An 11,797-nucleotide genomic window follows, 5' to 3' on the forward strand; every position below is an offset into this window, starting at 1 on the left:
GCCGTACCCGTTCTAGGAGCCCTCCACCATGCCCCGCACGTCCGTGCTCGCCCTGACCGTCGTCGTCCTCGCGCTGGCGGCCGCCGTCTTCTCGCTGACCCAGGGCCTGTGGCTGGGCCTGATCTGGCTGCCGCTGGCCGGCGTGGCCAGCAACGTGGTGTGGCTGAACCGCCGCCGGGCGAAGATCGCCGAGGCCACCGCCGCGGCAGCCGAGCAGGGCTGACCGAAGAGGGCCGACCGGGCAGGGCCGGCCGAAGAGGGCCGACCGGCCAGGGCCGGCCGCCCTCGGATCAGTTGTCCCAGAAGCGGAACATCGCGTAGCCGAGGTCGGAGACCCGGCCGTCCACCCCGAACAGCCCCATCAGCCCGTGCACCGCCTCGAAGAAGAGGTGGTTGACCTGGGGCTGCCACAGCAGCGCGAACACCGCCAGCATCCCGTACGGCGCGAACGGCTCGACCGCGCGCCGGGTCTTGGCCGACAGCCACGGCTCGACGATCCCGTAGCCGTCGAGGCCGGGCACCGGGAGCAGGTTCAGCAGTGCGGCGCTCAGCTGGAGCAGGCCGAGGAAGGCCATCGCGCACTCGATCGGCTTGTACGGGTCCACGCCGAAGGCCCAGACGTACACCCCGCCGTCGCCGTGCAGCCACCCCGCGCCGACCGGGATGAGCAGCACCGCCGCGAACAGCACGTTGACCAGCGGCCCGGCCGCCGAGACCAGGCTGTGCTTGAGCCGGCCGTGGATCCGGTGCCGCTCGATCCACACCGAGCCGCCGGGCAGGCCGATGCCGCCGAGGATCACGAAGACGATCGGGAGCACGAAGCTCAACAGCACGTTGGTGTACTTCAGCGGGTTGAGCGTGAGGTAGCCCTTGGCGCCGACGGTGATGTCGCCGCCGTGCAGCGCGGTGCGCGCGTGGGCGTACTCGTGCAGGCAGAGGGAGACCATCCAGCCGGCGACGACGAACAGGAACACGCCGAAGGAGCTGTTCCCGTAGTCGGCGTACACCGCCCAGGCGGAGGTGGCGAGGACGGCGAGGAGCACCCAGAACACCGGGCTGATCCGGCGGTCCTCGCTGCGGGAGCGCGGCGTGGCGGCGAAGGTCATGGTGTGGATGCTCCGTGGGCAGGGGGAGGTCGGGATGCGGGCCGGGGTCGATCATGCCGGGCGGGCCGGTGACCGGACAAGCCGCTCCGGGTGAACGTCCGAACGCCCGGCCGCGTTCCGTCGCGGGTGCGAGCGCTGGCGCTGGCGCGGGTGCGGGGAGTTCCAGCACAATTGTGCGGCCGTACCCGCGACGATCGACCAGAATGGTCCGGTGCACTACGGCATCCTCGGGACGACCACGGCCCACCACGACGACGGAACCCCGGTGCCCCTGGGCGGCGCCCGGCTGAGGGCGCTGCTCACCGCGCTGGCCCTGCGGCAGGGCCGTCCCGTCCCGGCCGACCTGCTGGTGGACGAGGTGTGGGACACCGACCCGCCGCAGGACGCCTCCGCCGCGCTGCAGACCCTGGTCGGCCGGCTGCGCCGCACCATCGGCCGGGACGAGGTCGGCTCCGGCCCGGCCGGCTACTGGCTGACCGGCCCCGGCACCGACCTCGCCGACTTCCAGCGGCTGAGCGCCGAGGGCCGCCGCGCCCTGGACACCGGCGACGACGCGCTCGCCGCCGAGCGGCTGCGCGCCGCCCTGGCGCTGTGGCGCGGCCCCGCCCTCGCCGACCTGCCGGACCGCACCGGCCCGGCCGCCCGGCTGGAGGTCCAGCGCGAGGAGGCCCGCCGCCACCGGATCACCGCGGATCTCGGGCTCGGCCGCGCCGCGGAGCTGGTCGCCGAACTCGCCGAGCTGTGCGAGCGGCAGCCGTTGGACGAACCGCTGCAGCTGCTGATGATCCGGGCGCTGCAGGCGAGCGGCCGCACGGCGGAGGCGCTGCGCCACTACGAGCGGACCAGGCGGGCGCTGGCCGACGAGCTGGGCGTCGACCCGGGCCGCCAACTGCAGTCCCTCTACGCCGAGTTGCTCGCCCCCGTGGCGGAGGTGGAACCGGACCCGGGCCCACTGCCGACGCCGGCCGGGGACGCGCCGGCGCCCCGGCTCCCGCGCGCCGGCGGCAACCTGCGCGGCCGGCTGACCAGCTTCGTCGGCCGCGAGGCCGATCTCACCGCGCTGCGCGGAATGTTGACGGACCGTCGGCTGGTGACCCTCACCGGCCCCGGCGGCTCCGGCAAGACCAGCCTCTCGGTCGAGGCCGGCCGGGCCGAACAGGGCGCGGGCGCCTGGCCGGACGGCGTCTGGGTGGCCGAACTCGCCCCGCTGGAGAGCTCGGAGGCGGTGCCCGCCGCCGTGGTCTCCGCACTGGGCCTGCGCGAGATCGTGCTGCACAGCACCAACATGGTCGCCGAAGTGATCGAGAAGCGCGCCGAGGACCCGCTGCGCCGGCTCGTCGAGCACTGCGGCCACCGCCGGATGCTGCTCGTCCTGGACAACTGCGAGCACCTGATCCAGGCCGCCGCCGACCTCGCCGACGTGCTGCTCGCCGAGTGCCCGGGGCTGACCGTGCTCGCCACCAGCCGCGAGCCGCTCGGCGTGCCCGGTGAGACGGTGCTGCCGGTCGAGCCGCTGCCCGACCCGGTCGCGCTGCGGCTGTTCGCCGAGCGCGCCGCCACCGCCCGTCACGGCTTCGACCCGCAGGGCGACCCGGAGGCCTGCGCCGAGATCTGCCGCCGGCTGGACGGGCTGCCGCTGGCCATCGAACTGGCCGCCGCCCGGCTGCGGGTGATGACGGCCCGCCAGATAGCCGACCGGCTGGACGGCCGGTTCGCGCTGCTCACCGCCGGCAGCCGCACCCTGCTGCCGCGCCAGCAGACCCTGCGCGCGGTGGTCGACTGGAGCTGGGACCTGCTGGGCAAGCGGGAGCGGGCGGTGCTGCGCAGGCTCTCGGTGTTCGTGGGCGGCTGGCAGCTGGAGGACGCCGAGGCGGTCTGCGCCGACGGCCTCGACGTGGCCCCCGGGGAGGTCGCCGACCTGCTGCTGTCGCTGGTCGACAAGTCCCTGCTGGTCGCCGACCTGGACGGCGCCAGCCTGCCGCGCTACCGGATGCTGGAGACCATCCACGAGTACGCCACCGAGCGCCTCGCCGCGTCCGCCGCCGAGCGCGTCGCCGCCGAGGCCCGTCACCTGGCGCACTTCCGCGCGCTGGTCGCCGAGGCCGAGCAGCAGATCCACGGACCCCGGCAGCTGCACTGGCTGGCGGTGCTGGAGCGCGAGCAGGACAACATCCGGGCCGTGCTGCGCCGCGCGATCGACCTCCGGGACGAGGAACAGGCGCTGGTCCTCTGCCTCGGCATGAGCTGGTACTGGTCGCTGCGCGCCTACAGCATGGAGGCCCGCGGCTGGTACGACGCGGTCGCCGCCCTGGGGCCGGACCCGCTCGGTCCCGACGTCCCGCCGCCGCTGCCGCTGGAGCGCGACGTGCTCGCGTACGGCGTGCCGATGCCCGAGGGCGTGCTGGAGGAGTCCCGCCGGCTGCTCGCGATGTACCGGCTGATCGGCCTGTTCGAGGGGAACCTGGACGTGCTCGGCGACCCGGAGGCGGTCGAGGTCTCCCGGCAGCTGCTGGACGCCTACGGCCCGGAACTGCCGCAGTCCTACCGGTTCCCGGCGCTGATGCGGGTGTTCGGCGCCTTCCTGGCCGGCCGGCTGGAGCTGATGAAGGACCTGCTGGACGACGCCGTCCTCGGCTGCGAGCAGTACGGCGGGCCGGGCGACCTGGCCTTCATCCTGCAGGTCCGGGCACGGATGATGAACGACTGGCCGAGCGGCGCCGAGCAGAGCCTGCGCGACGGCGAGCGCTCGCTGGAGCTGTACGAACGGGCCGGCGACCTCTGGGGGGTCTCCCAGGCGCTGGCCGCGCACGGGGAGAGCCTGGCGGGCCAGGGCGAGTCGCAGGCCGCCGCCGCCGCGTACGCGCGGGCGATCGAGCTGGCCGAGGAACTGGGCGCGCCGCAGGAGGTCCCGATCCTGCGGGTGCACCTGGGCACCGCCATGCTGGAGCACGACATGGAGCGCGGCGAGCGGATCGTCCGGGAGGCGCTGGCCTCCGTCGACGCCCCGGGCACCAACCAGTCCACCACCGGCGCCCTGATGTTCGGCCACCTGACGCTGTGCGGCATCCACGCCGTGCGCGACGAGCACGAGGCGGCCCTGGCCGAGCTGGACACCCTCGACGTGGTCAGGGTGGGCGGCTTCGCGCCGGGCATCGTGGACGGGATGCTGCTGAGCGCCCGGGGCTGGATCGTCGCCCGGGCCGGGGACCCGGACCAGGGCTTCGCCCTGCTGCAGGAGGGCCGGCGGCTGCTGCGCGCCACGTCGGCCACCAGCGGGTTCGCCGAGCACGTGGCGGTCATGGTGGTGCCCGCGGTGGCCGCGGTGCTGGTGAGCTTCGCCCAGCGGGACGGGGACCTGGAGCGGGCCGAGGCCGCCGCCGTGCTGCTGGGTGCGCACACCGGACTGCACGGCCCGAAGGGCGGCTACCTGGACCGGGTCGAGCGGGAGCGCTCCGCCGGCGCCCTGCGGGAGCTGCTCGGCGACGCCGCCTTCGAAGCGGCCCGCACCCGTGGCACCGGGATGACCCAGGCCCAGACCCACGCGCTGATGGACGAGTTGATCGGCGAGGGCTGAGGGCCGAGGGCCCGGCGGGTCGGTGCCCGTCCCCTGGTCACCGGCCCGCCGGGCCCTCGCGACGGCCGGTGCCTGTCCCGGGCGGCCGGCCGTCCCGTCCGGCGGCCCTCCCTCACGGGGGGCCGCCGGTGGCTCTTCTCCGTGGAGGTCAGGTCCGCTTGCGGAAGCGGGCGACCGCCAGCGGGGCGAAGACCGCGGTCACGGCGGCGGACCAGACCAGCACGATCATCACCGGGTGGGCCACCGCGCCCTCGCCGTTGAGCAGCGCACGGGAGGCGTCGGCCAGCGCGGACAGCGGGTTGATCTTGGTGAAGGACTGCAGCCAGCCCGGCATGGTGTTGGTCGGGGCGAAGATCGAGCTGCCGAACTGCATCGGCATCAGGACCAGCATGGCCACGCCCTGGACGGCCTGGGCGCTGCGCAGCGCCATGCCCAGCAGCATCGAGATCCAGACGATCGACATGCCGAACACCAGGCCCAGGCCGACCGTGGCCAGCACCTCCAGCGGGCCGGTCTTCACCTCGAAGCCGATGCACATCGCGAAGCCGATCAGGATCGCGAAGGAGAGCAGCCCGCGCAGGGTCTCGGCGGCGATCTTGGAGAGCAGTACGGAGGCCCGGCCGATCGGCAGGGTCCGGAAGCGGTCCATCACACCGGTCTGGAAGTCGCTGTTGAGGCCGGTGCCGACGGCCATCGCGAGGGTGAGGCCGGTCTGCCCGAGCAGGCCGGGGACCAGGTACTGCTTGTAGGTGTCCTGGTCGCCGGCCATCGCACCGCCGAAGACGTAGACGAACAGCACGGTGAAGATGATCGGCATCAGCACGGCGTCGAACATCGACTCCGGGTCGGCCTTGATCCGCATCAGGTTGCGCCGGGTCAGCGCGCCGACGTGGCGCAGCGTCCCGGACAGGCCGATCCGGGAGTCCTCCACCCGGGCGGGGGCGAGTGCGGCGGTGGTCATGCGACGGGCTCCTTGGCGAGGCTGGGGGCGGGCTCCGCGTCGGCGGCGGGCTTGCCGGTGATGGCGAGGAAGACCTCGTCGAGGCTGGGCACCTTGGTGTCGATGCCGGCGATCGCGAAGCCGCGGCCGCCGAGCACGCCGATCACCGCGGTCAGCTGCTCCTCGTCGGTGATCGGCACCGCGAGCAGGCCGGTGTCGGCGGAGAAGGTGGCGCTGGTGATGCCGCTCTCGCGCAGGCAGCGGGCCATCTCGGGCAGGTCGGCCGGGCGGACCGGTCGGACCTGCAGGGTCTGGCCGCCGACCTTGGCCTTGAGATCGGCCACCAGGCCGTTGGCGATGACCTTGCCGCGGTCGATGACGGTCAGCTCGTTCGCGAGCTGCTCCGCCTCCTCCATGTACTGGGTGGTCAGCAGCACGGTGGTGCCCTCGGAGACCATCCGCTGCACCTCGTCCCAGACCTCGTTGCGGGTGCGCGGGTCCAGGCCGGTGGTGGGCTCGTCCAGGTAGAGCACCCGGGGCCGGCCGATCATGCTGGCGGCCAGGTCGAGGCGGCGGCGCATGCCGCCGGAGTAGGTCTTGGCGGTTCGCTTGGCGGCCTCGGTGAGCGAGAAGCGCTCCAGCAGCTCGGTCGCGCGGGCCTTGGCCTCGCGACGGGGCAGGTCGAGCAGTCGGCCGATCAGGTAGAGGTTCTCGTACCCGGACAGGAGTTCGTCGACGGAGGCGTACTGGCCGGTGAGGCCGATCGTGCGGCGCAGCTGCTTGGGCTGGCGCAGGACGTCGTAGCCGCCGACGACGGCGGTGCCGGCGTCCGGCTTGATCAGCGTGGAGAGGACCCGCACCAGGGTGGTCTTGCCCGCGCCGTTGGGGCCGAGCACGCCGAGGACGGTGCCCTCCTTCACGGTGAGGTCGACCCCGTCGAGGGCCTTGGTGGTGCCGTAGTGCTTGACGATGCCGCGGACCTCGACGGCGTTGCCGACGGCGGCTCCCCGGTCGTTCGGGGCGGTGGCGATTCGTGTCATGCCACCAGGTTGTCCGCCCCGGCTGTCAGCCCCCTGTCAGCCGGGCGGCGGCCGTGGCACCCCGCTGCCAGGCGGCTGTCACGCCGCTGTCATCCGCCGGCCGGGCACGGCAGCGCCCCCGCTCCGACGGGCGGAGCGGGGGCGCGGGGTCGTACGGCCCGTCAGTGGAAGGTGTGCTCCTCCGCCGGGAAGGCGCCACCGCGGACGTCCTCGGCGAAGGCCCGGGCGGCGTCGCCCAGGACGGCCCGCAGGTTGGCGTACTGCTTGACGAACTTCGGCACCCGGCCGGCCGTCATGCCGGCCATGTCGGTCCAGACCAGCACCTGGGCGTCGGTGTCGGGGCCGCCGCCGATGCCGACGGTCGGGATCGCGAGCTGCTCGGTGACCTGGGCGGCCAGCTCGGCCGGCACCGCCTCCAGCACCACCGCGAAGGCGCCCGCCTGCTGGACGGCCTTGGCGTCGCGCAGCAGCTGGTGCGCCGCCTCGTCGCCGCGGCCCTGGACCGGGTAGCCGCCGAGGGCGTGCACGGACTGCGGGGTGAGGCCGATGTGGGCCATCACCGGGATGCCGGCCTCGACCAGCAGCTCGATCGAGCGGGCGCTGCGCTCCCCGCCCTCCAGCTTCACCGCGCCGACGCCGGCCTCCTTCATCAGCCGGGCCGCGTTGTGCATGGCCTGCGCGGGGGACTCCTGGTAGGAGCCGAACGGCAGGTCGGCGACGATCATCGACCGCTTGGTGCCGCGGACGACGGCGGCGGAGAGCATCACCATCTGATCCATGGTCACCGGGACGGTGGTCTCGTAGCCGAGGTGGCAGTTGCCCGCCGAGTCGCCGACCAGCAGCACCGGGATGCCGGCCTCGTCGAACACGCCCGCGGTCAGGGCGTCGTAGGCGGTGAGCATCGACCACTTCTCGCCGCGCTGCTTGGCGGAGGCCAGGTCGCGGACGGTGATGCGGCGGTTGGTGACCCCGCCGTAGAGGGTGGCGGTCGACGCCTGGTTCTGGGCAGGCGAAGGCGAAGAAGCGTTCATCGAACGGACTCCTGAAGGGTTGTCGTCTCGTGGCGCCGTGCGGCGTCCCCGGATCCCCTCCATGCTTGCACGCCCCGGCGTGCGCGCAAAGAGGGGTGCGTTCGTCCCGGTGCGATCCGTGACACACCGGGTCCGGTCGTGGTGGCACACCGGGCCCGGTCGTGGTGGGCGGAGGCGGCGGGCTTTGCCTCGTTTTTGCGAAACGGGGTCGTCTCGTATCGTATTCCCGGCTACTCTGGTGCGGGGGGTTACGAGACGTATCCGGCTCGGAATTGCCCGCCAGTGCCACACCACCACGGACGGGAAGACCAATGACCACCGCAGCCGCGCCACCCCGCGTGCCGGAAGCCATCCACCGTCGGCGCTGGGCGATCCTCTGCACCCTGGTGCTCGCCCTGCTCGTCGTCGTACTCGACAACTCGATCCTCAACGTCGCGATGAAGACCATCGCGACCCCCGCTCCGGTCGGCCTCGGCGCCACCCAGAGCGACCTGGAGTGGTCGATCAACTCCTACACCCTGGTGTTCGCCGGGCTGCTCTTCACCTCGGGCCTGCTCGGCGACCGCTTCGGCCGCAAGCTCGCGCTGCTGGCCGGCATGGTGGTCTTCGGCATCGCCTCGCTGCTGTCCTCGATGGCCGCCTCGCCCGGTGAACTCATCGGCTTCCGCGCCCTGATGGGCGTCGGCGCCGCGCTCGCGATGCCCGCCACGCTGGCGATCATCATGAACGTCTTCGAGCGCTCCGAGCAGCCCAAGGCCATCGGCATCTGGGCGGGCGCGGTCGGTCTGGCCATCGCCATCGGCCCGATCACCGGCGGCGTGCTGATCGAGCACTTCTGGTGGGGCTCGGTCTTCCTGATCAACGTCCCGATCGTGATCGTCGCGGTGATCGCGATGGCGGTCCTGGTGCCCGAGTCCAAGGACCCCAACCCGGGCAAGCTCGACCCGGTCGGCGTGCTGCTGTCGATCATCGGCCTGGTCGCGCTGATCTACGGCATCATCAAGGGCGGCGAGCTGGCCGACTTCACGGCCGTCGAGGCCTGGGCGCCGACCCTGATCGGCGTGGTCGCGCTGGTCGCCTTCGTCTGGTTCGAACGCCGCACCGCGTTCCCCGCGCTGGACGTCAGCTGGTTCCGCAACAAGGTGTTCAGCGCCTCCGTGGTCGTCGTCGGCGTGATCTTCTTCGCGCTGATGGGCGTCTCCTTCTTCGGCGTCTTCTACATCCAGAGCGTGCGCGGCTACAGCGCACTGCAGGCCGGCCTGCTGATGCTGCCGCTGGCCGTCGCCCAGCTGCTGTTCGCGCCGCGGGCCCGGCTGGTGGTCGACCGCATCGGCGTCGCCGCCACCGCCGCCGGCGGCATGCTGCTGGTCGCGCTCGGCTTCGTCGGCTACACCGTGCTGACCGCCACCAGCCCGATCTGGGTGCTGATCGTGCTCGGCCTGGTGATGGGCGCCGGCATGGCGCACGTCATGCCGCCGGTCACCGTCGCGATCATGGGCTCGCTGCCCCGCGAGAAGGCCGGCGCGGGCTCGGCCGTCAACAACACCTTCCGCCAGGTCGGCGGCTCGCTGGGCGTCGCCGTGCTCGGCGCGGTGCTCTCCACCGTCTACCGCGACGGGATGTCCGACACGCTGAACCAGCTGCCCGAGAACCTGCGGGACAAGGCCGGCGAGTCGCTGGAGGCCACCCTGGCCATCGCCGACCGGATCCCGGGCGGCAAGGCCCTGATCGGCCCGGCGAACGACTCCTTCATCCACGCCATGCACATCGTGGCCTCCCTCTCGGTGGGCATCTCGGTGCTCGGCGCGCTGGTCGCCTGGTTCCTGCTGCCGCGCCGCTCGGCCGCCCCCGGTGCGCCGGCCGGTCCGGCCCCCGAGCAGCGGGACGAGCCCCTCGTCGAGACCGCGGCCGCGGACGCCTGACCTGCGGTCCGACCGGACGGCGGTGAGGCCTCGAACACGACTGGGTGACAATGGCCCTGTCCCCCCGGGTGCGCCCGAGGGGGCAGGGCCTCGGTCCGACGGCGGGCTCCCGCCCGCCGCACGGACCGTCAACGACACGGACGGCGCCCGCGCGCCCGCGGACAGCGAGGGAGTACAGCGGGGATGAAGACGGACACCCCGACCGCCGACACCGATCAGGACTGCGCCGCCGACAGCGGCCAGGCCTGTGCCGCGGCACGCCGCGGCCGGCCCCGCAGCGAGGCCGCCGAGCAGGCCATCTTCGGCGCGGTGGTGGACCTGATGTCGGGCGGCACCACGATGTCCGAACTCACCATCGAGGGCATCGCCACCGCGGCGGGCGTCGGCAAGGCCACCATCTACCGGCGCTGGCCCAACAAGGAGGCCCTGCTGGTCGACGTGGTCGGCAAGCTGGAGGTCCCGATGCCGGAGCCGACCGGCCGCGGCGCGCGGGCCGACCTGATCGAGATGATCGACTACATGCGCCGGCGCGGCCTCGCCAAGCGCACCCGCTGGGTGCTGAAGGCCGCCCTGGGCCAGATGCACAGCCTTCCCGAGCTGCACAACGCCTACCGCGAACGGGTGGTCAAGCCGCGCCGCGAAGCCGGGCTGAAGCTGATCCGCCGCGCCGTGGACGAGGGCGTGCTCCGCTCCGACCTCGACCTGGACCTGCTCGGCGACCTGCTGATGGGCCCGATCCTCTACCGCAGCATCCTGTGGGACGACTCCGACCTGGAGGACCCGGACCTCGCCCGCAAGATGGTCGATTCGCTGATCGGAGGCCTCGGGCCGCGCTGACCCCGGCACCGGCCCGCCGTGCGGGTCCGCGGCGACCCCGGCACCGGCCCGCCGTCCGGGGCCGCCCGGGCGCCGCACAGGCCTGCTGTTCGGGCCTGCTGTCCGGGCGCCGCACCGGCCGGACGTGGCCTAACTCACCAATCCGGGCCACGCCGGAACCCGCTCCGGGGGCCTGACGTCTGTCCCGGCATAGGCTGAGCCGGGTATCCGATCGAACCGGCACCGGTCCGGTGCTGTGCCCGTCCCGCGGGCCGGACCCCGGACCGGCGGCCGGCACGAGCGAACGGGAGCCACGGCATGACGCAGGCGGACAGGACCGAGCGGATCGCGGCCCCCGGAGGTGCCGACGAGTCGGCCCCGGCGGCGCGGTCCGGCGGCTTCCTCGGCCTGCGGAACTGGGGCCGGGACGCCCGCGGCGCCACCACCTGGCGGCGCGGCCTGGTGATCGCCGCCCTGGCCGGGCTCACCGCCGCGCTGCTCGCCTTCCACGCCGAGGTGCCCAACGGCGCCGGCAACCTCGGCAGCCTGCTGGAGACCTTCCTGCCCTGGCTGGGCCTGGCCGTCCCGGTGCTGCTGGTGCCCGCCCTGCTGCGCCGCTCCGCCACCGCGCTGCTCGCCCTGCTGCTGCCCGTGGTGCTCTGGGCCAACCTGTTCGGCGGCCTGCTGATCGACCGGAGCGGCGGCAAGGGCGAGTGGAAGGTGGTCAGCCACAACGTCGCCGCCGCCAACACCGACGTGCCGGGCACCATCCGCGGGCTGGTCGCCTCCGGCGCCCAGATCGTCGCCCTGCAGGAGCTGGCGGGCCGGGCGCTGCACTCGTACGAGACCGGGCTCGCCGAGGCCTACCCGTACCACACCGTGGAGGGCACGGTCGGGCTCTGGTCGAAGTACCCGATCAGCGGGGTCGCGCCGGTGGACCTCAAGATGGGCTGGACCAGGGCGTTCCGCGCCCAGGTCGGCACCCCGCAGGGTCCGGTCGCGGTGTACGTCGCGCACCTGCCCTCGGTGCGGCTGAAGGCCGAGGGCGGCTTCACGGTCAACCAGCGGGACGCCAGCGCGCAGGCGCTCGGCGACGCGATCGAGGCCGAGCCGATCAAGAAGGTGCTGCTCCTCGGCGACCTCAACGGCACCATGAACGACCGCAGTCTGGCGCCCGTCACCTCGCAGATGCGCTCGGCCCAGGGCGCCGCCGGGGACGGCTTCGGCTTCAGCTGGCCGACGTCCTTCCCGATGGCCCGGATCGACCAGATCATGAGCAAGGGCGGGCTCGAACCGGTCGACTCCCGCACCCTGCCCCGGGACGGCAGCGACCACCTCGCGGTGGTCGCCACCTACCGGTACTGAAGG

The 11,797-nt window shown here is 73.4% G+C and carries 9 protein-coding genes; 5 read left to right on the plus strand and 4 right to left on the minus strand.

From position 1 onward, the window contains the following. Window positions 1–28: 28 nt before the first annotated feature. Window positions 29–223, plus strand: coding sequence for a hypothetical protein (locus ACIRST_RS13060; protein WP_350523290.1), 195 nt, complete (start codon window positions 29–31; stop codon window positions 221–223). Window positions 224–290: 67 nt separating this feature from the next. Here the strand turns inward: ACIRST_RS13060 and ACIRST_RS13065 are convergent, their stop codons facing one another. Continuing rightward, window positions 291–1,106: a site-2 protease family protein gene (locus tag ACIRST_RS13065; RefSeq protein WP_396550854.1), complete on the minus strand. Its 816-nt coding sequence runs from the start codon at window positions 1,104–1,106 to the stop codon at window positions 291–293. 211 nt (window positions 1,107–1,317) lie between these two features. Between ACIRST_RS13065 and ACIRST_RS13070 the strand changes: the two genes are divergently transcribed. Next, window positions 1,318–4,680 (plus strand): AfsR/SARP family transcriptional regulator, encoded by a 3,363-nt coding sequence (locus ACIRST_RS13070; RefSeq protein WP_402802306.1) that lies wholly within the window; start codon window positions 1,318–1,320, stop codon window positions 4,678–4,680. Window positions 4,681–4,828: 148 nt separating this feature from the next. Here the strand turns inward: ACIRST_RS13070 and ACIRST_RS13075 are convergent, their stop codons facing one another. The 3 genes from ACIRST_RS13075 to panB form a co-directional block, all read right to left on the minus strand. Continuing rightward, on the minus strand, window positions 4,829–5,641 hold the full coding sequence (locus ACIRST_RS13075; RefSeq protein ID WP_350523293.1) for an ABC transporter permease: 813 nt from the start codon (window positions 5,639–5,641) through the stop codon (window positions 4,829–4,831). Beyond that, the gene (locus tag ACIRST_RS13080) at window positions 5,638–6,660 is read right to left on the minus strand and encodes an ATP-binding cassette domain-containing protein (protein WP_350523294.1); all 1,023 of its coding nucleotides are present in this window, start codon (window positions 6,658–6,660) and stop codon (window positions 5,638–5,640) included. The genes ACIRST_RS13075 and ACIRST_RS13080 overlap by 4 nt, the downstream gene beginning before the upstream one ends. A gap of 161 nt (window positions 6,661–6,821) precedes the next feature. Next, on the minus strand, window positions 6,822–7,691 hold the full coding sequence (panB, locus tag ACIRST_RS13085) for a 3-methyl-2-oxobutanoate hydroxymethyltransferase (RefSeq protein ID WP_350523295.1): 870 nt from the start codon (window positions 7,689–7,691) through the stop codon (window positions 6,822–6,824). Between the two features lie 311 nt (window positions 7,692–8,002). On the opposite strand from panB, the gene ACIRST_RS13090 reads away from it, so the two are divergent. The 3 genes from ACIRST_RS13090 to ACIRST_RS13100 all read left to right on the plus strand — a co-directional run bounded on the left by ACIRST_RS13090 (window position 8,003) and on the right by ACIRST_RS13100 (window position 11,794). After that, window positions 8,003–9,613, plus strand: a complete 1,611-nt coding sequence (locus tag ACIRST_RS13090; RefSeq protein WP_402802310.1) for an MFS transporter — start codon at window positions 8,003–8,005, stop codon at window positions 9,611–9,613. 183 nt (window positions 9,614–9,796) lie between these two features. Further along, window positions 9,797–10,450 carry a TetR/AcrR family transcriptional regulator gene (locus ACIRST_RS13095; RefSeq protein WP_350523297.1) on the plus strand — a complete coding sequence of 218 codons (654 nt, stop codon included), beginning with the start codon at window positions 9,797–9,799 and terminating at the stop codon, window positions 10,448–10,450. 297 nt (window positions 10,451–10,747) lie between these two features. Beyond that, complete coding sequence (locus ACIRST_RS13100) at window positions 10,748–11,794, plus strand: endonuclease/exonuclease/phosphatase family protein (protein WP_350523298.1); 1,047 nt, start codon at window positions 10,748–10,750, stop codon at window positions 11,792–11,794. The last annotated feature ends 3 nt before the right edge of the window (window positions 11,795–11,797 follow it).

The organism is Kitasatospora sp. NPDC101447 (assembly GCF_044767225.1).
GTDB lineage: Bacteria > Actinomycetota > Actinomycetes > Streptomycetales > Streptomycetaceae > Kitasatospora.